We start from the raw sequence: 20,943 nt of genomic DNA on the forward strand, positions 1-20,943 counted from the left end.
TCGTAGCGCCACGTCCCAGTAGCTCAGATCCACCGAAAAATTCTCTCCGAAGTCCCGCACGGTGATGCGGCCGACCGCGCCGGATCCTGCTACGGCTACGGCGGGCGACGAGGCGGAGACAACCCGTCGACGTCCGGCGTGGTCGTCGTACGCCGCCCGCGCCGCGCCCCCTCAGTCTGCACACCAGCCCGAAGGCCCGAGCAAGGACGACGAGTTCGCAACCGACGAGGGATGGCGACATACTGCTGCAGTGCGCTGAGCCGAAGCGGCTCGCGTCGAGGACCGCGGCAGGCAGCCTGTCCTACGTCATCTCACATTCGCCGAGTTCCTCCAGGAAGGGAGTCACATTTCCTGTGGAGTGATGAATTCCAGCACACTGCCGGTTAGACGTCCTCCACACACCGGACACTCCGCACGGAACGAGTGGGCCCGATAGCGCTCGACAAGGTCGGGGAACAAGGGAACATCAACCGTGAGATGGACCACTCGGAATTCCGAACCGCAGACGGGATGGGTAATCAGGTAGGGCTCTCCTACGACGGCTCCGGAGAAGTCCTCCCCCGTCGCCGTACCGGCGGCGACACGGCTGTCCAGGGCTGACAAGTCAGTACCGTCACTCCAGTGCAGGTAATAGCGGTGCAGCGGCCAGCCAGGACGTCCCCGGAGCACGATCCGGCGCATCCGCGGATGAGCCGCGAGCAGTCGGTCTTCCAACTCGTCGAACGTGGCGATCGGTTCGTCCGCTTCGACGAGTTCTCCTGCAGGAAAGTACTGCGTCTCCCACCGTCCGAACTTCACTGTCAGCCTGCCCACGGTTCCACCTTGATCATGTTCGGAATCAACACTTCGCTCTCCCCTGCTCCAGGCAAGCTCTGCCAGATCCCTTCGCTCGGGTCGATCATGGCACGATATACGGGACCCCCGTTGGCGAAGTACTTCGCGACCTCCGGGTCTGTCGTGAACGACATCACCGAACGGGGGCCGTATGCCTGCTGCATCTCCGTTCCGAACTCCGAATGGGCCTGAGCAAGGGCATCGGGACCACCCCACTCCGCGAGAGCAGCGGCGTGCGCCCTTTCCGAAGCCTGGAGAGCATCCTCGACGGAGCCGGTCGAGTAGTACACGTTCCTGGCCGACTCGCTCATGAGCAGACCCGTCTCGTCCGCAATCATATTCTCCGCCATCATGCTTGTACCTCGGTAAATCGGTACCTTCCCCCCCTGCGGGTAGGGGGACAAACCGAGGGGGTCCGTCCAGAGGTGCGGGCTGGACACGTAGGTGTTGGGGTTCGGGGCGGGCGCGAGGCCGAGGGGATCCGGGGTGACGTAACGCGCGGTTTCAGGGTCGTAGTGGCGGAAGAAGTTGTAGTGGAGGCCGGTTTCGGGGTCGTAGTACTGGCCAGGGAAGCGCAGCGGGATGTATCCGGTGGCGTCGGCGTTCCATGCCGTAGTGCCCCAGAGGGTACTGCGGGTACGCCAGGCGATCTCACCATGCTCGTCGACGAGTTCGACGGGGCTGCCGACCAGGTCGGTAACAATGGCGAAGAAGCGGCTGTCGATCTCTTCCTGGGAAACACGGGCGGAGTGAACCCGTTCCGTCTGGGCGATGGGGCGCCGCCCCTGATAGTCCCAGGTGAGGGTGACCGGGCTGGGCAAGTCCGTGGATGTCGTCGTCTCTTCGCAGAGGGTGGTGCCGTCCCAGGTGAAGTCGGTCCGCTCGACAACCGTTTCACCGTCCCCTGCGAGGCGGAGTTTCGCCACGCGTCGGCCCAGCGGATCGTAGACGTAGCGCCAGCGAGTGCCGTCCGGCGTGACGGCGGAAGTGAGCCGGTTCTCGCAGTCCCATGTGTAGCGCCAGTTTTCCGGTTTACGGGAGAGTCGGGTCTTCTGGCGGAGAGTGATGCGTCCGAGGGAGTCGTGCTCGTAACGGACGCTTCCTGCGCGAGTGATCCGAGTGCCGAGGTATGTGCGTTCCCCTGTGGCATCGTGACCGGGGTGAGAGGCCGGCCAGGTTGCCTGTGCCTGGTTGCCTGCCCCGTCGTAGGCATAGGTCTCGGTCCAACCCTCCGCTCGAACGGCGGTGACCCTGCCGCTCGCGTCCAGGTCGAAGTCGCGTCTGCCACCCAACTGAGCTTCGATGGCGGTCAGATGGCCGTCGGCACGGTAGGTGTATGCGCGCCTCTGCAGCGTGCGGTGGTCCGGTGACGTCACCGACTGGGCAGCAAGGCGTCCCGCGTCGTCAAACGTGTTGGCGAAGGAGAGGAACTCATCGACATGACGGTTGAGTTCGCGGCCCGCCTCATCGTAGATGAAATCTATGGTGTGCCCGTTGGCCGTCAACTGACGGCGGTTGCCTGCCGCGTCGAACGACCAGGTGCTGTGTGCGCCGGTGGGCGTGGTGCGGCCGACGCGGCGACCCAGAGCGTCATAACCGTATGTCATCGTCCGGCCGTTGACCGTCTCGGACTTGAGACGCCCGTAACGGTCACGGAGTAGCTCGAGAACACTGCCGTCCGGGCCTGTGGCATGGGCCAGTCGGCCGGTGAAGTCGTAGGCGTAGGTGGTGATGGAGCCTGCGGCGTTCTTGGTAGTGACCCGGCCCAGGGCGTCACGTTCAAACGCGATCTGCTGGCCGAGGGCGTCGGTGCGGGTGGCGAGCCGGCCTGCGACGTCGTAGGTGTAGGTCAGGACGCGGTCGTCGAAGTCGGACTCCGATACGAGACGGCCTGCGGGATCGTATGTGTAACTCCAGTTCAAACCGTCAGGATTAGTGACTCGAGTGAGTCGCAGTTCGGTGTCGTGAGTGAATTCGTAGCGGACCCCGTCCGGCCCTGTGCGGGCGCTCAGCAGGTCGAAGTGGGTGTATTCGAAGCGGGTGACGCCACCGGCGGGGTCGGTGTGGCTGGTGCAGTTGCCCTCTCCGTCGTACGTCCATGTCTCCGTGGTGCCGTCGGGAGCCGTGCGGCGGGCAAGGTGACCTTCCACCGTCCAGGCCAAGCGAGTGGTCGAACCTGTGGGATCGGTGACGTCCACGGGGCGGCCGAAGGCGTCCCGGGTGTAACGAGTGACCGCGCCCAGCGGGTCGGTCACCTCGATCGGGAGGCCCGCCTGATTGCAGCGGATGGCTGTCGTGTGGCTGAGCGGGTCGGTCACAGACGTCAGGTGACCGGCCTCCGAGTACGCGAAGTGAGTCGTCTGACCGGACGGGGTGGTTGCCGATATGCGGTTGCCCCGCTCGTCGTAGGCATGGCGATAGGTGTTGCCGTCAGTGCCCGTGATTCGTGTCGGCAGGCCGTGGGTTCCGTACTCGACGCGGGCCTCTTGGCCGTCGGGCCGGATGATGGCGGTCAGGTTGCCTTCGTCGTCGTAGCGGTACATCGTCGCGTGGCCCAGCGGGTCGGTGTGGGACAGCACGCGGTTGTAGCGATCACGGGTGAAATGGGTCGCCGCACCCAGCGGATCAATTTCGGTTATGACTTGGCCGGAGTCGTTGATCACGTAGCGGCGGGTGTGGCCCTCGTCCGTCACGGTGGTGGTGACGCGGTGACCCGTCGCCGGATCCGTACCGTCGTACGACAGGCGCAGCGCTACGTGGCCATGTGAGCCGCTCTCGGCGACGCAGCGGTCCCGGTCGTCGTACTCGTAGGTGTAGCTGCGGTTGTTCGTGTCCGTCCAGGACGTCACGCGAGCTCGGTCGTCGTAGCCGAAGCGGAGGGGGAGGCCGGAGGAGTTGACGACCTCCGTCAGGTGGCCTTCCGGGGAGTAGGCGTAGCGCTTCAGTTCCGTGTCGGTGCCGTCCGGCCCCGCGCCGGCCAGGTGCAGGGCGGTCACCCGGTCACCCTGTGTCGTGATCTTCAGGCGGTAGCCGGCGGACGACACGATGGCGAGTGGGGTGCCCTGCGCGTCGTACTCGAAGGTCAGCCAGTTGCCGTTGCGGTCGTCGATCTGCTCCAGGACCGCCCGGTCCGCCGACTGGTCGGCGAAGTGCCAGACCCGGCCCGAGAGCGGGTCCGTGATCGTGTAGCCGCCGTCCACCCGGACCAGGGGCCAGCGGTTGCTGCCGTGGGCGGGGAGTGTCGCGGTGTCGGACCGGGGGTGGGGGTAGGTGAGGAGGAGGCCGTCCTCCGTCACGAAGATGACGCCCTCGGCGTCGATCGCCAGGTGCTGGTCGAGAGTTGAGGACCAGGACGGGCCGAACCAGTGGCCCAGTTTGTAGCCGGACTCCACGCGGCGCGTGAAGACGAGAGGGAGCGTGCCGGGGAGGGTGACGTCGGTCTGCGGCAGGTACATCTTGCCGGTGACCAGGTCGACCGGGTCGGTGTTGTCGTCCTCGACCTTGTTCTTGGGGTTCTCCGCAGTGCCTTCCGGGTCCTCGCCCGCTGCCTGGCGGGCGGCACTGCGGGTGTCCGCCGCCGCGACGTCGCCCAACCCGTCCAGTTCGCTGGGCAGCGCACGGATTCCGGGGACGGAGACCCCGTCGAAGAGGGCGCGGAAGCCGCCCGCCTCGCCCGCGACCTTGGCCATGGCACCGGCGCCGCCGAACATGCCGCCGAACTCCATCCCGGACACGGCCGAGTCGCTGACCTCGTCCAGGTTGAAGCCCTTGCTCTCACCGGTGGCCATCGAGACCGGCTGGGTGACCGCCAGGTCGACCGTCACCGACTCGATGCCGCCCATCGCGGCCGTGGCCAGGGTGGTGCCCGCGATCGTGGCGATCTCGGTGGAGACCTCGACGCCCAGGGTTCCGGCGAGTTCCACGACGCCCGCCGTGGCCGCGGCCGCCGCGCCCTCGGAGATACCGGCCGTGAAGATCGCCAACGCCGTACCCGCGATGATCGTCGCCCCGACGATCTCCAGCTCGTGTTCCAGCTTCACGACCGCGTGGTGGACGGCGTCGGCGTACTTGTCCAGCGCCTTGGCCATGTCCCGGGCGCCGTCGGCCATGTCCTTCAGCCAGCCGTGGCCGTTGTTGTAGTAACGGCGCCAGTAGGGGTCGTCGAAGGCGGAGATCGCCTCGCCCTTGTTGTCCTCGATGATCCCGCGGGCCGTCCTGTTCGCCGCGGTCATGACCGTCTCGATGTCATCGGCGAAGTCACGCCAGGCCTTGGCCGCCGCCCGCAGCCCGTCCTCGTCGGCCGCCGGCCACCACATGCCGGTCATGTCCTGGACGATCTGCTTCGCCTTGTCCGCCGCACTCACTTCGGCTGACCCCCGCCCTGACCACCCGGCTTCGGATGGATCCGGCTGAACATCGAGCGGACCAGTTGCTCGTTGTCGATGTGGCCGTCCGCCATGTCGGTCATCGCTTCTTCGATGCTGGCCAGACCCTGGGAGAGGACGTCCGCGGCGTGCTCGATCTTCGTCACCAGCGGGCCGTAGGTGTCGTGGAACTCCTTGCCCTGCTTGTCGTCACCCCACGGCGAACCGGCCGCCGCGAGCGCCGTCTTGAGCTTGGTCAGCGCCTTGGTCAGATCGGTACTGTGCGTATGGAAATGCGGAGCCGTCTTCTTCAGATCCTCGATCTTGATGTCGAGAATCTTGCCGTCGCCGCCGCCCTGGTCACCCATGGTGCCGCGCCCCTCCCCCGTCAGCCAACTCATCGGTCCGAAGACCCTAGTTGGCAAGACGCGTTCGCAATCGAGAGCGGCACCAAGGGGCGGTAAAGCCACGTTCAGGATTGCGCAAGCCCGAGGAACGCCTGCCAGGCGGCCGGCGGCACTATGAGGGTGGGGGCGGTGGTGGGGTTCTGCTTTGAGTCACGGATGTGGATGGTGGTGGGGGTGGTGGCGATCTCGACGCATTGGCCGCCTTCGCCGTCGCTGTAGTTGGACTTGTGCCAGGTGAGGGCGACCTCGACGCATTCGCCGCCCTCGCCGCTGCTGTAGCTGCTCTTGAACCACGTCAGCCCGGACGACTCTTCGACGTTCATGTCTCTCCCAGCAACTTCTCTACGAGGGCCAGCGATTCGCGCGGCGTCAGGGCCTGGGCGCGCAGGAGGCTGTACTGCTCCTCCAACTCCCTGACCGTCGCGCGGTCGGCGAAGAGGCGGCTGTGCTTGTGCGCCTCCATGTAAGCGATCCTGCGCCCATTCTCCGTCTCGATCAAGCTGAACGGTCCAGCGAGCGCCGCATGCTCTTCGCGGTCGTCCGGCATCAGCTGGATCTGGACGTTACGCCGTTCACCGACGAGCAGAATCTGCTCCAACTGGCCTCGCCAGACGGTCGATCCGCCCAGACGCTTGCGAACTACGGCCTCCTCCATGACGAAGGACATGGTGGGTGCCGGTTTCCTCGCGAAGACTTCCTGCCGCGCCAGCCTCGCCTCCACCCGCTGCTCGATGGTCACCTCGTCCAGCAGGGGACGCCGCATGGTGAACACCGCCCGCGCATAGTCCTCCGTCTGCAACAGACCCGGAACCCCCTGCACAGCGAAGAAGTACAGAGTGACCGCCTTCTTCTCCAGCGCCGCAGCGTCCTGGAAGAAGGCTGGATACTGCGCCTTCTCCATGTCCTCAAGGAAATCGGTCAGTGCCCCGCGTGCGTTGAGCAACTCGTCGGCCCGCACGATGAACTTCGGGGGCGGGATCCGCCTGCCCTGCTCGAACGACGCGATGGTCGCCGCCGAGTAGCCGGTGAGGGAGCCCAGTTGGGCGCGTTCCATCCCGGCCTGCGTCCTGAACCGCTTCAGCAACCGCCCGAAGGCGACCGGCATGCCCGAGCCCGGCTCGGACTCACCCTCCGATTCCTGCACTTCCTCGCTCACACAACCCACAATGTCCTCGCGCCACCGTCCGTCACGGCGCGCACGCCGACAGCGGCACCCCGCCCTCGTACAACACCTGTTGGTCGAGGTGCAGCCGCTGTTCAACGTTACTGAGCGTGCGGGAGCGTAAACGGCATGAAGTCAGAAATCTCCACCCACGAGTTCGCCCACGAATTCGCGATGCGCTTCACCTCCACCCCGCGCGGCGCACGCCTCGCCCGGCGGCTCGTCTCGCACCGGCTGGACGAGTGGGGGCACCCCTACGACGGGCCCGCCAACGAGGCCGTGACGCTGATCGCCGCCGAGCTGGTCGCGAACGCCGTACGGCACGGGCACGTACCCGGACGGGACTTCCACCTGAAGCTCACCGGAGCAGGTGCGACCCTGCGGCTGGAGGTCTCCGACACCCGTACCGAGTGCCTGCCCGAGCTGCGGGTCCCGCAGGGCGAGGGAGGCCGGGGCCTGCTCCTGGTCGAGGCGCTCGCGGACAAGTGGGGTGTCACGCCACGGCGGCCGGGCAAGTCCGTCTGGGCGGAGGTACGACTGAGTCCCGCCACCGAGCGGTGACGGGACTCACGGAAATCGAGGGTCAGCCCGCGACGGACACCGACGGCTCGCCCGACTCCACGCCCGCGTCCTGCATCTTCTCGGCCAGCTTCATGGCCTCCTCGATGAGGGTCTCGACGATCTTGGACTCGGGGACGGTCTTGATGACCTCGCCCTTGACGAAGATCTGGCCCTTGCCGTTGCCGGAGGCGACGCCGAGGTCGGCCTCGCGGGCCTCGCCCGGGCCGTTCACGACGCAGCCCATGACCGCGACCCGCAGCGGGACCTCCATGCCGGTCAGACCCGCCGTGACTTCCTCGGCGAGCTTGTAGACGTCGACCTGGGCGCGGCCGCAGGACGGGCAGGAGACGATCTCCAGGCCGCGCTGGCGGAGGTTCAGGGACTCCAGGATCTGGGTGCCGACCTTGACCTCCTCCACCGGGGGCGCGGACAGGGAGACGCGGATCGTGTCGCCGATGCCCTGGGAGAGGAGCGCGCCGAAGGCGACGGCCGACTTGATCGTGCCCTGGAAGGCCGGGCCCGCCTCGGTGACGCCGAGGTGGAGGGGGTAGTCGCACTGGGCGGCGAGCTGCTTGTACGCCTCGATCATGACGACGGGGTCGTTGTGCTTCACCGAGATCTTGATGTCGCGGAAGTCGTGCTCCTCGAAGAGGGACGCCTCCCACAGGGCCGATTCGACCAGGGCCTCGGGGGTCGCCTTGCCGTACTTCTGGAGCAGGCGCCTGTCCAGGGAGCCGGCGTTGACGCCGATGCGGATCGGGGTGCCGTGGTCCTTGGCGGCCTGGGCGATCTCCTTGACCTTGTCGTCGAACTGCTTGATGTTGCCGGGGTTGACGCGGACCGCGGCGCAGCCGGCCTCGATGGCGGCGAAGACGTACTTCGGCTGGAAGTGGATGTCCGCGATCACCGGGATCTGGGACTTCCTGGCGATCGTGGCGAGGGCGTCGGCGTCGTCCTGGGTGGGGCAGGCCACGCGGACGATCTGGCAGCCGGACGCGGTCAGCTCGGCGATCTGCTGGAGGGTGGCGCCGATGTCGGACGTACGGGTCGTGGTCATCGACTGGACCGAGACGGGCGCGTCTCCGCCGACGGCCACGCTTCCGACCTGGATCTGCCGGCTCTTCCGGCGCTCGGCGAGCTTGGTCGGAACGGACGGCATGCCGAGAGAAATCGCAGTCATCTGCTGTGCAACCCCAAGTCGTGGATCAGGATCCGGTCCCGTAACGGCGGGCTCCAGGCTTCGAGATTACGGCACCGGCCCGGGCGGGAGCACATCCCGTCCGGCAAACCCACCCGATGGAAGGCGGCCCGGAAGATCATCTTCCGGGCCGCCGCCAACGTCGTGTGGCTACGAGATTTTCACGGGGTTAACCACGTCGGCGATCAGGACCAGGATCGTGAAGCAGACGAAGATCCCCGCCACCACATACGCCACCGGCATCAGCTTCGCCACGTCGAACGGGCCCGGGTCCGGGCGGCGCAGGACGCGGGCCAGGTTGCGGCGCAGGGCCTCCCACAGGGCGCCCGCGATGTGCCCGCCGTCCAGGGGGAGCAGCGGGAGCATGTTGAACAGGAACAGGGAGAGGTTGAAGCCGGCGAGCAGCATCACGAACATCGCCACCTGCTGGGAAGCGGGGATGTTCAGGGTGGCGATGTCGCCGGTGATGCGGGCGGCGCCGACGATGCCGACCGGGGAGTCCGGTTCGCGCGGGCCGTCGCCGAAGGCGGCGTTCCACAGGGCCGGGATCTTGGCGGGCAGGGCGGCGAGGGAGTCGACGGCGTCGCCGACCCGGTCGGTCATCCAGGTCACGGACTCGCCGAAGCTCTGGTGGACCACGCCGGTGGCGGAGCTGAAGCCGAGGAAGCCGGCCTTGACGTACTTGCCCTGGACGTACGTGCCGCTGGAGTCCTTCTTGGCGACCAGGTTCGTGGCGATCGTGGCGTGCAGCGTGAGCTGCTTGCCGTCGCGGTCGACGACGATCGGGACCGTCTTGCCGGCGCTGTCGCGGATCAGGTCGGAGAGGGTGTTCCAGTCCTTGGTCTGCTTGCCGTCGAAGGAGACGATCTTGTCGCGCTTCTGCATGCCGGCGGCCTGGGCCGGGGAGGCGGGGTCGGACTTCTTGCAGGTGTCGCGGTTCTCGCTCTGGGCGATGACGCAGGGGGAGACGGAGGCGACCGTCGTCGTCTGCTGCTGGATGCCGAAGCCCATCAGGACCGTGAAGAAGAGCGCGACCGCCAGGACCAGGTTCATGAACGGGCCGGCGAACATGACGATGACGCGCTTCCAGGGCTTGCGCGTGTAGAACATGCGCGTCTCGTCGCCGGGCTGGAGCTCCTCGAAGGCGGCGGAGCGGGCGTCCTCGATCATGCCGCGCCAGGGCGAGGTGGAGCGGGCGGAGACGCGGCCCGCCTCGTCGGGCGGGAACATGCCGATCATGCGGATGTAGCCGCCGAGCGGGACCGCCTTGATGCCGTACTCGGTGTCGCCCTTCTTCCGCGACCAGACGGTCGGGCCGAAGCCGACCATGTACTGCGGCACGCGGATGCCGAAGAGCTTGGCCGTGGAGAGGTGGCCCAGCTCGTGCCAGGCGATCGAGACGAGCAGGCCGACGGCGAAGACCACTATGCCGAGGATGAACATCAGGGACGTCATGCACGCGCCTCCGCGGTCGCCGTCGTGGCTGTCAGTTCACGGGCCCGGGCTCGTGCCCAGGTCTCCGCTTCGAGGACGTCCGACACGGTGAGTGAGGTTCCCGTGACCGGGGTGCCGTGTTCCTCGACGACCCGGGTGACGGTTTCCATGATCCCGTTGAAGGGCAGTGCGCCGCCCAGGAAGGCCTCGACGCACTCCTCGTTGGCCGCATTGAACACCGCCGGAGCCGTGCCCGCGAGCTGCCCTACGTGCCGGGCGAGGTTCACCGAGGGGAAGGCCTCGTCGTCCAGCGGGAAGAACTCCCAGGTGGAGGCCTTGCTCCAGTCGAAGGCGGGCGCGGCGTCGGGGACGCGTTCGGGCCAGCCCAGTCCGATGGCGATGGGCCCGCGCATGTCGGGGGGCGTCGCCTGGGCGATCGTGGATCCGTCGGTGAACTCGACCATCGAGTGAACATACGACTGGGGATGCACGACCACCTCAATGCGGTCGAAGGGAATGTCGTAGAGGAGGTGTGCCTCGATGACCTCCAGGCCCTTGTTGACGAGGGTCGCGGAGTTGATCGTGATCACCGGGCCCATCGCCCAGGTGGGGTGGGCGAGGGCGTCCTCGACGCCGACGTGCGCCAGTTCGGCCTTGGTACGGCCGCGGAAGGGGCCGCCGGAGGCGGTGACCACCAGCTTGCGGACGTCGGCCCGCGTTCCCGACGCCAGTGCCTGGAAGAGGGCGGCGTGCTCGGAGTCGACCGGGATGATCTGGCCGGGCTCGGCGAGCGCCTTGACGAGCGGGCCGCCGACGATCAGCGACTCCTTGTTGGCGAGGGCGAGGGTGCGGCCGGCCTCCAGGGCGGCGAGGGTCGGGGCGAGGCCGATGGAGCCGGTGATGCCGTTCAGGACCGTGTGACAGTCGGAGGCGGCGAGGTGGGTGGCCGCCTCCGGTCCGGCGAGGATCTCGGGCAGCGGCTCCCCCGCGCCGTACTCGGCGGCGAGCGCCTCGCGCAGGGCCGCCACGGCGTCCTCGCGGGCGACCGCGACGGTGCGCACCCGCAGCCGGCGGGCCTGCTCGGCGAGGAGGGCCACGCGGCCGCCGTTCGCGGACAGGGCGGTGACGCGGAAGCGGTCGGGGTGGCGCAGCACGAGGTCGATGGCCTGGGTACCGATGGATCCGGTGGAGCCGAGGATCACCACGTCCTTGGGGCCGTCGCCCGCGAGAGGGTCGTAGACGAGGTGCGGATCGGCGAGGGGTGCCGGATGGGCGGGGCTGTCGGTCATCTCTCCATTGTTGCCGCATCGGGCAGCGCTCCGGACAGGGCGTCCCCCGGGCGGGTGCGTTAGCAGGTTTCGTTGCCGGATGGAGTGATTCTCCCGATGTGAAGTACTGGTGAAGATCATGTGATAACTCTTCAGGCATGCCGGTCCACCGGTACGTCTTCGGGAGCGTCAGCGTCGGCGCCGGGAAGTACATGAAGATCCACACGGGCCGGGGTACGGACACCGCGACGGACAAGTACCAGGGCCGCCGCGCCTACGTCTGGAACAACGACCGGGACACGGCCACGCTCACCCGGTCGAACGGGGCCAGGGTCTCCTCGTGCTCCTGGACGAAGCCGGACGCGGGGCACACGTACTGCTGACGTACGTAAAGGTGACGTAAGTACTGCTGCCGTAGCGCGAAATCGCGCACGTGTGGTCGTGGATCATGGCATCCTTCCCGTTGGCGCCCGTCAAGTAGGGCGAAACGGGGAGGAGTCACCACCATGAAGCGCATGCGTACGACCACGGCCGTGCTGGCCACGACCGGTCTGCTGGCCGCTGCTCAACTGGGTCTCGCGGGCGGCGCGTTCGCCGCCGCGCAGACGCCGAAGGCCACCGGCTGCCCGGTCGACATCGTCTACCCGAGCCGCTTCTACATCGGCTCGAACCACTGGGTGACCAACGGGGGTCTGTACTTCGGCATCAAGAGCAGGACGGCGACCGGCTTCAAGCGGGTCACGTTCACCGTCACGGACACCAAGAACCTCCGCTTCGGCAAGGCCGGGGCGACCGGCGGCCGGATCACCCACAACTCCTCCACGTCGGTGTCCGTCTACGCGGGGACCCTCAAGGGCAGGGCGAGCCTCGGGATGAGGATCCCCACGCATCTGCTCAACACCCGTTCCTACGGGGTGAAGTTCACGCTTCACGGCTCCGGCTGGAACTGCGCCGTCAACCAGGGCACCTGGGGCAACTGACCTCAAGCGCCGTACGGGCGGCGTTCGTTCTCCCGGGTGGCCGGTCCGGGGGTCGCGTCGGCGATCCACGGGCCGTCCCCGGAGGGATCGATGATTCCCTCTTCCAGCCAGGTGTACGACCCGGCGAGCACGGCCTTGACCACCGTGTGGTCGAGGCCGTCCGTATTGGTCCACAGCCGGCCGAAGAGCTCCTCGATCCGGATGCGGGCCTGGTGGCAGAAGGCGTCGGCGAGCTGGTAGGCCTCGCGGCCGTGTTCGCCCTGGACGCGCAGCCGCTCGGCCCGTACGCAGGCCGCGCTCATCGCGAACAGCTCGGCGCCGATGTCCACGATCCGCCCGAGGAAGCCCTGCTTGGTCTCCATCCGGCCCTGCCAGCGGGACATGGCGTAGAAGGTGGAGCGGGCCAGCTTGCGGGCCGCGCGCTCGACGTACCGCAGATGCCCGGACAGGTCGATACCGTGCTTGAACTCGCCGTAGGACGTGGGAAGTTGACCGGGACCGGCGACCAGCTTGGGCAGCCACCTGGCGTAGAAGACGCCCGCGTTCGCGCCCGCCTTCGCCTTGTCCGTAAGGGACTTGTCGGGGTCGATGAGGTCACCGGCGACCGACAGGTGCGCGTCGACGGCCTCGCGGGCGATCAGCAGGTGCATGATCTCCGTGGAGCCCTCGAAGATGCGGTTGATCCGCAGGTCGCGCAGCATCTGTTCGGCCGGGACGGCCCGCTCTCCGCGCGCCTTCAGGGACTCGGCGGTCTCGTAGCCGCGCCCGCCCCTGATCTGGACCAGTTCGTCGGCCATCCGCCAGGCCATCTCGGAGCCGTAGAGCTTGGCGAGGGCGGCCTCGATGCGGATGTCGTTGCGGTCCTCGTCGGCCATCTGGGAGGACAGGTCGAGGACGGCCTCCAGGGCGAAGGTCGTGGCCGCGATGAAGGAGATCTTCGCGCCGACCGCCTCGTGCAGCGCGACCGGCTTGCCCCACTGCTCGCGCTCCGCCGACCACTCGCGCGCGATCTTCAGGCACCACTTCCCGGCACCGGCGCACATCGCGGGCAGCGACAGCCGGCCGGTGTTCAGGGTGGTGAGCGCGATCTTCAGGCCCGCGCCCTCGGGGCCGATGCGGTTCGCCGCGGGCACCCGGACCCGGTGGAAGCGGGTGACGCCGTTCTCGATGCCGCGCAGGCCCATGAAGGCGTTGCGGTTCTCGACGGTGATGCCCTCCGAGACGGCCTCGACCACGAACGCGGTGATGCCGCCCTTGTGCCCCTCGGACTTCGGCACCCGCGCCATGACGACGAGCAGATCGGCGACCACCCCGTTGGTGGTCCACAGTTTCACTCCGTCGAGGACGTAGCCGTCGTCCCCGTCGGGTACGGCCGTCGTCGCGAGGCGGGCCGGGTCGGAGCCCACGTCCGGCTCGGTGAGCAGGAACGCGGAGATGTCGGTGCGGGCGCAGCGCGGCAGGAAGGCGTCCTTCTGCTCCTGGGTGCCGAACATCTTCAGCGGCTGGGGTACCCCGATCGACTGGTGGGCGGAGAGCAGCGCGCCGATGGCGGGGCTCACGGAGCCGACCAGGGCGAGGGCCTTGTTGTAGTAGAGCTGGGTGAGGCCGAGACCGCCGTACTTGGGGTCGATCTTCATGCCGAGGGCGCCGAGTTCCTTCAGGCCCGCCACGACCTCGTCGGGGATGCGGGCCTCGCGCTCGATGCGGGCCGGGTCGATCGTCGTCTCGCAGAAGGCGCGCAGCGCGGTGAGGAACTCCTCGCCGCGCCGGACGGAGTCGTCGTCCGGGAGCGGGTGGGGATGGATGAGGTCGAGCCGGAAGCGCCCGAGGAACAGTTCCTTGGCGAAGCTGGGCTTGCGCCAGTCCTGTTCCCGGGCGGCCTCCGCCACCTGACGCGCCTCGCGCTCGGTGACGTTGGTACGGGGGGTGGTGGGGGCGGACATGAGGCTCACCTCGCCGCGAAGAGGGATGATGGGGGACCGTTCGCTACCGACCCGTGCTACTGGATCGTTCGTACCCGAAACGGACCGACCTCACCACCCCTCGCGCGTCCGTTCAGCCGATGCCCAGCGACGCGTTGGTTGCCCGGCCGTGGAGCACGAAAGGGCTGTCGAAGCGCTTCGACAGCCTCTGGACACCTCACCCCGGCTGAAGCTAGTGTCGATCTCACCCTCACTCACTCTAGTCGGTTACGCGCTCTGTCGAAGCGCTTCACATAGCTTGGAGAGCCGGATGGTCACCCTCGCCGAGGTCGCCCAGCATGCCGGAGTGTCGGCGAGCACGGTGAGTTATGTTCTCAGCGGCAAGCGGTCCATCTCCGCGACCACCCGGCAGCGGGTCGAGGAGAGCATCCGGGAGCTGGGCTACCACCCGAACGCCGGCGCCCGAGCGCTGGCGAGCAACCGGTCGAACATCATCGCGCTGATGATCCCGCTGCGCACCGACATGTACGTGCCGGTGATGATGGAGATCGCCATCGCGGTGGCCACCACGGCCCGCACACACGGCTACGACGTCCTGCTGCTCACCGGCGAGGAGGGTCCGGACGCGGTGCGCCGGGTCACCGGCAGCGGGCTCGCCGACGCGATGATCCTGATGGACGTCGAGCTGGAGGACGAGCGGCTGCCGCTGCTGCGGGGGACCGACCAGCCCTCGGTCCTGATCGGGCTGCCCGCCGACACGGACGGTCTGACCTGCGTGGACCTGGACTGGACGGCGACCGGCGCGCTGTGCGTGGCGCATCTGGCGGGGCTCGGTCACCGTGACATCGCTGTCATCGGCGAGGCCCCGGCCGTCTACGAGCGGCACACCGGCTTCGCCGAGCGCACCCTCGACGGACTGCGCGCCCGGGCCCGCGAGGCGGGCGTGCGGGTGCTGCACCGCCCGTGCGAGGGCGGGTACGACGCGATGGCCCTCACCCTGGCCCGGATCTTCGACGAGCGTCCGGGCACGACCGGGTTCGTGGTGCAGAACGAGTCGGCGGTGGAGCCGCTGCTCGCGCTGCTGCGCCAGCAGGGAAGGGCCGTGCCCGAGGACGTCTCCGTGGTCGCGATCTGCCCCGACCAGGTCGCCGTGCAGGCCTCGGTGCGGCTGACCTCGGTCGCCATCCCCGCGCAGGAGATGGGCCGGCGCGCCGTGGAGCACCTGGTGGCCAAGCTGGACGGGCGCGGCGGCGACGGCGTCGTCCTGCTGGCACCCGAGCTGACCGAGCGGGCGAGTACGGGACCGGCGTCGGCCGCGTCCTGACCTGCACCGACGGTGCCCTTCCCGGGCACCCCCCTGCCTGCGTCCCTGTCTGCACTCCTCACCTCAGGAGCCGCCGTGAACCAGCCTGCCGGTACTCAGCCCGCCCTCGCGCAGCCCAAGGTCAGCCTCGCCCAGTCCGCCCCCACCGTCGGCCGCCTCCAGGTACGGGAGGGGGCGCTGGAGTGGAGCGGCCGTCAGGAGACGGTGCGGATCGAGCCGTGGGGTCCGGACGCGGTCCGGGTGCGCGCCCGGCTCGGCGGTCCGGTGCTGGAGGGGCTGCCGGGGGCGCTCCTCGACTCCCCGCCGGCCGCCGAGGCGACGATCGCGGTCGGTGCGGCGGGAGGCAGGCTGACGGTCGGCTCACTGACCGTCGAGGTGAGCGCCGAGGGCATGCTCCGCTTCCTGCGCACCGACGACGGCGGCGAGCTGCTCGCCGAGGAGCGGGCGCACTTCTGGTGGCCCGGCCCGCGCCTCTACACGGCGGTCGGCAACGGCCACCACCGTCTGGAGCAGCGCTTCGCCGCCTACGAGGACGAGAAGCTGTACGGCCTCGGCCAGCACCAGCACGGGCGGCTGGACCAGAAGGGCCTGGTGCTGGACCTGGTCCAGCGCAACAGCGAGGTGAGCGTCCCGGTGCTGGTGTCCAGCCGGGGCTACACACTGCTGTGGAACAACCCGGCGATCGGCCGCGTGGAGCTGGCGGGCAACGGCACCCGCTGGGTCGCGGACTCGGCCCGGCAGATCGACTACTGGATCACGGCGGGCACCCCGGCCGACGGCCAGCGCGCCTACAGCGCGGTGACGGGCCGTACGCCCATGCTGCCCGACTGGGCGGCGGGCTTCTGGCAGTGCAAGCTGCGCTACCGCACCCAGGACGAACTCCTCGGCGTGGCCCGGGAGTACAAGCGCCGGGGCCTGCCGATCTCGGCGATCGTGTGCGACTTCTTCCACTGGACGCACCTCGGCGAGTGGAAGTTCGACCCGAAGGAGTGGCCCGACCCGGCCGCCATGGTCCGCGAGCTGGACGAGCTGGGCATCAAGCTGGTCGTGTCCGTGTGGCCGTCGGTGTCCCCGCTCTCGGAGAACCACCAGCTGATGGAGCAGCGCGGCTACTTCATCGGTACGCAGTACGGCCCCGTGGCGCACGCCGACTGGCCGGACAAGGAGGTCGCCACCCCCGTCCAGGTGGCGTTCTACGACGCCACGAACCCCGAGGCCCGCGCGTTCGTGTGGTCGAGGATCCGGGACAACTACCTGATCCCGTACGGCATCACGGCGTTCTGGCTGGACGCGTGCGAGCCCGAGCTGAAGCCCGGCTTCCCCGAGAACCTGCGCTACTGGGCGGGTCCGGGCCTGGAGGTCGGCAACCTGTACCCGCGCGAGAACGCCCGCGCCTTCCACGAGGGGCTGCTCGCGGCCGGACTCGGCGACGACGAGGTGATCTCGCTCAACCGCTCGGTGTGGGCGGGCAGCCAGCGGCACGGCGCGGCCCTGTGGTCCGGTGACATCGGCACCGACTTCGCGACCCTGCGGCGGCAGATCGCGGCCGGGCTCAACACCGCGCTGTCCGGGATCCCGTGGTGGAACACCGACATCGGCGGCTTCCACGGGGGCGACCCGGACGACCCGGCGTACCGCGAGGTGATGGTCCGCTGGTTCCAGTTCGGCACGCTGTCCCCGCTGATGCGGTTGCACGGCTTCCGCGACCCCGGTATGCCGCTCGGCCCGGAGATGACGGGCGGCCCCAACGAGGTGTGGTCGTACGGCGAGGAGGCGGGCGCGATCCTGGAGCGCTGTCTGCGCCTGCGCGAGCGCCTGAGGCCGTACATCCTCAAGGTCATGCGGGAGGCCCACGAGCAGGGCCTGCCCGTGCTGCGCCCGCTCTTCCTGGAGTTCCCCGAGGACCGGACGGCCTGGTCGGTGGACGACTCCTACCTCTTCGGCCGCGACCTCCTCGTCGCCCCGGTGCTGACGGCGGGCGCCAGGGCCCGCACGGCGTACCTGCCGGCCGGGGCGACCTGGACGGACGCCTGGACGGGCACCGCGTACGCGGGCGGTACGGCGGTGACGGTGGACGCGCCGCTGGACCGCATCCCGCTGTTCCTGCGGGACGGCGCGGTACTCCCGATCGCCGGATGAGACCGGGGGCCGGTCCCGTGCGGGACCGGCCCCCTGCACCGCCGGGTGGCTCAGCTGCTGCTGACGCTCTCGCTGTTGACGGTGAAGTTCAGCCCGCCGGCCGAGGAGGTGATCTCGAAGCCGAACTGGAGGTCACCGATGGTCACGTCGCCGAACCAGCCCTTGGTGTCCTTGATCCACTTCAGGATCGGCAGGATGTTGACCGAACCGGAGCTGGAGTTGGAGCTGCGGACGAAGGAGAACACGTCGTTGGATCCGTTGTTGCCCTTGTAGGCGGTCCAGGTGGAGCCGCCGAGGGTGACACTGCCCTGCGAGGTGCCGAGCGGGCCGACGGCGCCGGTCTTGTTGACCCAGAGCATGATCTCGTACTTGTGGTTCGTGTCCCAGATGTCGTACGCCGTCTCGTAGGCGCCGGACGACGGGACGGTGACGTTGTAGCTGCTGGTGAGCGAGGCCAGGGAGCTGACCGACTTGTTGATCACCTTGTTGGCGTTGGGGTAGGACTTGATGCCGCCGGTGTTCGGGTGGTTGGCGTTGACGCCCCAGTTGGTGCCGGAGTTGGCCCAGATGCACTGGGTGCCGGCGCCGGAGCCCCAGATGTCGTTGTAGAGGGTGTAGCCGTTCAGCGTGGTGCTGCCCCACTGGTCGCAGGAGGACCAGACGGCGGCGGAGGCGGGCGCGGCGGCGAGGCCGACGGTGGCGCCGAGGGCCAGGGCGGGGGCGATGAGCGCCGTGGCGGCCTTGCTGAGCGTGCGCAGTGCCATGGTGGCGTCCCTTCCGTTCCATGGGTGGGGGGATGTGCGGGGAGTCACCACGTCCCCAGGGTGAGGACGCGGTCTTCTCCGGCGACGAGGTCGAGCGGCTGTGCGCCGGAGGGAGTCCGCAGGTCGATGCGGGCGGTGCGGCTCGGCCGGAGGGTGACCGTGGCACGCCCCGGAGCCCAGCCGAGGTCGAGTTCGGCACCGAACCGGGTGCGCACGCCCCGGAGTTCGCCGGCCGGGCAGCTGTCCGGGACGGCGGGCAGCAGGACCAGCCGGCCGGGGGTGGACTGGACGAGCATCTCGATCAGGACGCCGGGCAGGGTGTGCGCGGCGTCCGCGTTGTAGACGTCCCGGTCGGGGTAGTGGGCGCTCATCAGCGAGGCGTGGAAGAAATCGCCGCCGAGGACCTCGCGCAGGGCGTCCTCGGCCCGGCCGGCGTCCCGCAGCCGTGCCGCGATCAGGGCGTGGTGCAGATGGCCGTGCGCCGAGTGGTTCTCGGCGCCGCGCAGGGCGAGGGCGCGGTGGGCGGCGGCGGCCAGGCCGGGGGTGTCGTAGGGATTGATCTCGTCGAGCGGCCAGACGCCGTAGAGGTGACTGAGGTGCCGGTGGTCGTAGGTGTCGTCCAGACCGGGCCAGGCCCATTCGGCGAGCGCGCCGTCGGAGTTGACCCGGTGCGGCGGCAACCGCTTCGCCAACTCGCGCCATTTCGCTGCCCGTTCGGGGTAGTAGCGGGCGGCGGTGAGCAGGGCGTGCCGGGCGGCGGACAGATCCATGGCGGCGTTGAGGGCGCCCCAACTCGCGTTCGCGGGCCGGTTCTCGGGCGAGTAGGAGGGCACGACGACGAGCCGGCCGCGCGCGTCGGTGCGGGTGAGGAAGTCCTCGTAGAAGGAGGCGACCTCGGCGAGGACGGCGCCCGTGCGCGGATCCCGCTCGCCCCGGGTCTCGTCGTGGTCGACGAGCGGCTTGAGCAGCCAGTCGGCACCGGCCGTCCACAGCTGGTGGGGGTACGCGCGGTCGAAGTGGTACGTCCGCCCCGACTCGCCGTCGGTGTGGGTGGGCGCGACCACGCCCCGGGCGCCGAAGATCGCGCGGGCGTTCTCGCGCCAGTCGCCGAGCTGGCGGTGGATCAGTTCCGCGAGCGCGTCGGTCACTTCGGGGAGGGCCGCGGCCGGTGCGGAGGCGGTCTGGAGGTTGAGGTTGGCGTTGGTGGTGAACGCCCCGGACCAGGCGGTGTCCCAGTCGCCGGTCCACAGGCCGGTGAGCCGGGGCGGCAGCAGGCCGCTGCTGGAGAGCAGGTGATAGCGGCCGGCGGCGAAGAGCCGTTCCAGCAGGGCGGGGCTGCCGGGGCGCCGCAGCAGCTCCGAGCCGGGCAGTGCGCGCTCGGCGGGGTCGGCGCCGAGGTCGAGGCCGACCCGCCGGTAGGCGGTGCGGTGCGACTCCAGGTGCCGGGCGAGCAGTTCCTCGTACGGCCGCTCGGTGCCGGACACCAGGTTCCGGAGCAGCCCGGCCTCGGCGACGACGTCGGCCTCGCCGGTGTGCCGCAGGACGCGGGTGAGCAGCAGCACCGGGCGGGCGCCGGTGACGCGGACGCCCGGCGGCTGGAGTTCGGCGCCGCCGGCGACGACGAGGGTCACGCCGGTGTAGGCGCGGTCGCCGCCGGGGTAGCGGGCGCGCAGGCTCAGCAGGGCGCCCTCGGGAGTGAGCAGGGCGCCGTGGCCGACCCGGAGCCCGGCCGGGGCGCCGGGCAGCCGGTGGTCGAGGCGGATGTCGAGGTCGCCCGCCGCGATCTCGTGCACGATCACGTCGTCCGCGCGGGAGACGAACGCCCGGCTGCGGAAGTCGGCGCAGACGGCGGTGACCTCGCCGGTGGTGAAGTCGGCGGTCCGCCGGTATCCGCTCCGGCTGTCGCCGGGTCTGCCGAGCCGTATCTGGAAGGCGGGATGGAAGGGCTGGACCCACTGGAGCGGGCGGCCGTCGGTGAAGCTCTCTGCGGCGGTGAGGTCTCCGTCGAGCAACCGGTCCTGGAGCGCGGCGAGTTGATCGGCGAGCCGGGGCGGGCGGGCGTGTTCGCCGCCGTTCGGCCGGACCAGGGTGTGCTGGGTGACGATGACCCGTTCGTCGTTCGGATCACCGAACACAAGGATGCCGTGCCGGCCGTTCCCGCTCAGGAAGGCGTCCTCCCAGCGCTCCGCCGGGGCGGGCTCCCAGGTCCCGTGCACGGGTGCGGGTGCGGATGCGTCGCTCATGGCCGCAGCACCGCCACTCCGTACCGGTCGAGGGTGACGAACCCGGTGACCGGCTCCCCGCCGGTCACCGCGTTGCGCCAGCGGTAGCTCCGCGAGGCCTCGGGGGTGGTTTCGGCGACGGCTTCGGCCGCGGTGGCTCTGGCGGGAAGGGTGAGGAGGGCCGCGGTGGCCGCGGTGCCGGTGAGGACGGTTCTGCGGGTGGGGGTGGGCATGGGGGGACCTCTGAGGGCGTGGGTGGACGGAGTTGCCGCCGGGCGGGGGTGGGGTCGCTCGCCCGCGCTCGCGGGGTGCCGCCCTGGGGGCACCTCCCAGGCCCTTTAGGCACTGGGGGAGGCACGACTCC

At 69.4% G+C, this 20,943-nt stretch carries 17 protein-coding genes; 5 read left to right on the forward strand and 12 right to left on the reverse strand.

What is annotated here, in order from left to right; translation table 11 throughout:
• Positions 1-342 precede the first annotated feature (342 nt).
• The 5 genes from ACFC8N_RS22030 to ACFC8N_RS22050 all read right to left on the reverse strand — a co-directional run bounded on the left by ACFC8N_RS22030 (position 343) and on the right by ACFC8N_RS22050 (position 6,761).
• Entirely contained in the window at positions 343-813 is a 471-nt protein-coding gene (locus ACFC8N_RS22030) for a hypothetical protein (protein ID WP_356024393.1), read from the reverse strand.
• Complete coding sequence (locus ACFC8N_RS22035; RefSeq protein WP_376289195.1) at positions 801-5,198, reverse strand: DUF6531 domain-containing protein; 4,398 nt, start codon at positions 5,196-5,198, stop codon at positions 801-803. Before ACFC8N_RS22035 ends, ACFC8N_RS22030 begins: the two co-directional genes overlap by 13 nt.
• A complete protein-coding gene (locus ACFC8N_RS22040; RefSeq protein WP_362821927.1) occupies positions 5,195-5,566 on the reverse strand; it encodes a hypothetical protein in 372 nt (123 codons plus the stop codon). Before ACFC8N_RS22040 ends, ACFC8N_RS22035 begins: the two co-directional genes overlap by 4 nt.
• A 104-nt stretch (positions 5,567-5,670) precedes the next feature.
• On the reverse strand, positions 5,671-5,928 hold the full coding sequence (locus ACFC8N_RS22045) for a DUF397 domain-containing protein (RefSeq protein ID WP_376289197.1): 258 nt from the start codon (positions 5,926-5,928) through the stop codon (positions 5,671-5,673).
• The gene (locus ACFC8N_RS22050) at positions 5,925-6,761 is read right to left on the reverse strand and encodes a helix-turn-helix transcriptional regulator (RefSeq protein ID WP_356024404.1); all 837 of its coding nucleotides are present in this window, start codon (positions 6,759-6,761) and stop codon (positions 5,925-5,927) included. Before ACFC8N_RS22050 ends, ACFC8N_RS22045 begins: the two co-directional genes overlap by 4 nt.
• A gap of 135 nt (positions 6,762-6,896) precedes the next feature.
• Here ACFC8N_RS22050 and ACFC8N_RS22055 point away from each other — a divergent pair, with 135 nt between their 5' ends.
• Positions 6,897-7,328: an ATP-binding protein gene (locus tag ACFC8N_RS22055; protein ID WP_362821930.1), complete on the forward strand. Its 432-nt coding sequence runs from the start codon at positions 6,897-6,899 to the stop codon at positions 7,326-7,328.
• Positions 7,329-7,350: 22 nt separating this feature from the next.
• On the opposite strand, the gene ispG is transcribed toward ACFC8N_RS22055, so the two are convergent.
• From ispG to dxr, 3 genes are all read right to left on the reverse strand, one after another.
• Positions 7,351-8,508 carry a flavodoxin-dependent (E)-4-hydroxy-3-methylbut-2-enyl-diphosphate synthase gene (gene ispG, locus ACFC8N_RS22060; RefSeq protein WP_356024409.1) on the reverse strand — a complete coding sequence of 386 codons (1,158 nt, stop codon included), beginning with the start codon at positions 8,506-8,508 and terminating at the stop codon, positions 7,351-7,353.
• A gap of 168 nt (positions 8,509-8,676) precedes the next feature.
• Positions 8,677-9,981, reverse strand: a complete 1,305-nt coding sequence (locus ACFC8N_RS22065) for a site-2 protease family protein (protein ID WP_362821931.1) — start codon at positions 9,979-9,981, stop codon at positions 8,677-8,679.
• The gene (gene dxr / locus ACFC8N_RS22070) at positions 9,978-11,249 is read right to left on the reverse strand and encodes a 1-deoxy-D-xylulose-5-phosphate reductoisomerase (RefSeq protein WP_356024413.1); all 1,272 of its coding nucleotides are present in this window, start codon (positions 11,247-11,249) and stop codon (positions 9,978-9,980) included. Before dxr ends, ACFC8N_RS22065 begins: the two co-directional genes overlap by 4 nt.
• A gap of 137 nt (positions 11,250-11,386) precedes the next feature.
• Between dxr and ACFC8N_RS22075 the strand changes: the two genes are divergently transcribed.
• Together ACFC8N_RS22075 and ACFC8N_RS22080 are read left to right on the forward strand one after the other, a co-directional pair.
• A complete protein-coding gene (locus ACFC8N_RS22075) occupies positions 11,387-11,611 on the forward strand; it encodes a lamin tail domain-containing protein (protein ID WP_376289200.1) in 225 nt (74 codons plus the stop codon).
• Between the two features lie 132 nt (positions 11,612-11,743).
• Positions 11,744-12,208, forward strand: coding sequence for a hypothetical protein (locus ACFC8N_RS22080; RefSeq protein WP_356024418.1), 465 nt, complete (start codon positions 11,744-11,746; stop codon positions 12,206-12,208).
• Between the two features lie 2 nt (positions 12,209-12,210).
• On the opposite strand, the gene ACFC8N_RS22085 is transcribed toward ACFC8N_RS22080, so the two are convergent.
• On the reverse strand, positions 12,211-14,151 hold the full coding sequence (locus tag ACFC8N_RS22085) for an acyl-CoA dehydrogenase family protein (RefSeq protein WP_376289202.1): 1,941 nt from the start codon (positions 14,149-14,151) through the stop codon (positions 12,211-12,213).
• A gap of 289 nt (positions 14,152-14,440) precedes the next feature.
• On the opposite strand from ACFC8N_RS22085, the gene ACFC8N_RS22090 reads away from it, so the two are divergent.
• Positions 14,441-15,454, forward strand: coding sequence for a LacI family DNA-binding transcriptional regulator (locus ACFC8N_RS22090; RefSeq protein ID WP_356024423.1), 1,014 nt, complete (start codon positions 14,441-14,443; stop codon positions 15,452-15,454).
• A gap of 75 nt (positions 15,455-15,529) precedes the next feature.
• The gene (locus tag ACFC8N_RS22095) at positions 15,530-17,593 is read left to right on the forward strand and encodes a TIM-barrel domain-containing protein (protein WP_376289205.1); all 2,064 of its coding nucleotides are present in this window, start codon (positions 15,530-15,532) and stop codon (positions 17,591-17,593) included.
• 50 nt (positions 17,594-17,643) lie between these two features.
• On the opposite strand, the gene ACFC8N_RS22100 is transcribed toward ACFC8N_RS22095, so the two are convergent.
• Genes ACFC8N_RS22100 through ACFC8N_RS22110 form a run of 3 tightly spaced genes read right to left on the reverse strand, consistent with a single transcriptional unit; the run spans position 17,644 to position 20,812 of the window.
• Positions 17,644-18,357 carry a hypothetical protein gene (locus ACFC8N_RS22100; RefSeq protein WP_376289207.1) on the reverse strand — a complete coding sequence of 238 codons (714 nt, stop codon included), beginning with the start codon at positions 18,355-18,357 and terminating at the stop codon, positions 17,644-17,646.
• A gap of 44 nt (positions 18,358-18,401) precedes the next feature.
• Positions 18,402-20,600: a glycoside hydrolase N-terminal domain-containing protein gene (locus tag ACFC8N_RS22105; RefSeq protein WP_376289208.1), complete on the reverse strand. Its 2,199-nt coding sequence runs from the start codon at positions 20,598-20,600 to the stop codon at positions 18,402-18,404.
• Positions 20,597-20,812, reverse strand: a complete 216-nt coding sequence (locus ACFC8N_RS22110; RefSeq protein ID WP_376289210.1) for a hypothetical protein — start codon at positions 20,810-20,812, stop codon at positions 20,597-20,599. The genes ACFC8N_RS22105 and ACFC8N_RS22110 overlap by 4 nt, the downstream gene beginning before the upstream one ends.
• Positions 20,813-20,943: the final 131 nt, after the last annotated feature.

The sequence above is a fragment of the Streptomyces sp. NPDC055966 genome, assembly GCF_042269865.1.
Lineage (GTDB): Bacteria > Actinomycetota > Actinomycetes > Streptomycetales > Streptomycetaceae > Streptomyces.

What these genes read in the sequence shown, in the direction of transcription:
- ACFC8N_RS22040 (WP_362821927.1), bottom strand. Translation starts at nt 5,566, where the DNA reads ATGGGTGACCAGGGCGGCGGCGACGGCAAGATTCTCGACATCAAGATC.
- ACFC8N_RS22045 (WP_376289197.1), bottom strand. Translation starts at nt 5,928, where the DNA reads ATGAACGTCGAAGAGTCGTCCGGGCTGACGTGGTTCAAGAGCAGCTAC.
- ACFC8N_RS22055 (WP_362821930.1), top strand. Translation starts at nt 6,897, where the DNA reads ATGAAGTCAGAAATCTCCACCCACGAGTTCGCCCACGAATTCGCGATG.
- ispG (WP_356024409.1), bottom strand. Translation starts at nt 8,508, where the DNA reads ATGACTGCGATTTCTCTCGGCATGCCGTCCGTTCCGACCAAGCTCGCC.
- ACFC8N_RS22065 (WP_362821931.1), bottom strand. Translation starts at nt 9,981, where the DNA reads ATGACGTCCCTGATGTTCATCCTCGGCATAGTGGTCTTCGCCGTCGGC.
- dxr (WP_356024413.1), bottom strand. Translation starts at nt 11,249, where the DNA reads ATGACCGACAGCCCCGCCCATCCGGCACCCCTCGCCGATCCGCACCTC.
- ACFC8N_RS22075 (WP_376289200.1), top strand. Translation starts at nt 11,387, where the DNA reads ATGCCGGTCCACCGGTACGTCTTCGGGAGCGTCAGCGTCGGCGCCGGG.
- ACFC8N_RS22080 (WP_356024418.1), top strand. Translation starts at nt 11,744, where the DNA reads ATGCGTACGACCACGGCCGTGCTGGCCACGACCGGTCTGCTGGCCGCT.
- ACFC8N_RS22085 (WP_376289202.1), bottom strand. Translation starts at nt 14,151, where the DNA reads ATGTCCGCCCCCACCACCCCCCGTACCAACGTCACCGAGCGCGAGGCG.
- ACFC8N_RS22090 (WP_356024423.1), top strand. Translation starts at nt 14,441, where the DNA reads ATGGTCACCCTCGCCGAGGTCGCCCAGCATGCCGGAGTGTCGGCGAGC.
- ACFC8N_RS22100 (WP_376289207.1), bottom strand. Translation starts at nt 18,357, where the DNA reads ATGGCACTGCGCACGCTCAGCAAGGCCGCCACGGCGCTCATCGCCCCC.
- ACFC8N_RS22105 (WP_376289208.1), bottom strand. Translation starts at nt 20,600, where the DNA reads ATGAGCGACGCATCCGCACCCGCACCCGTGCACGGGACCTGGGAGCCC.
- ACFC8N_RS22110 (WP_376289210.1), bottom strand. Translation starts at nt 20,812, where the DNA reads ATGCCCACCCCCACCCGCAGAACCGTCCTCACCGGCACCGCGGCCACC.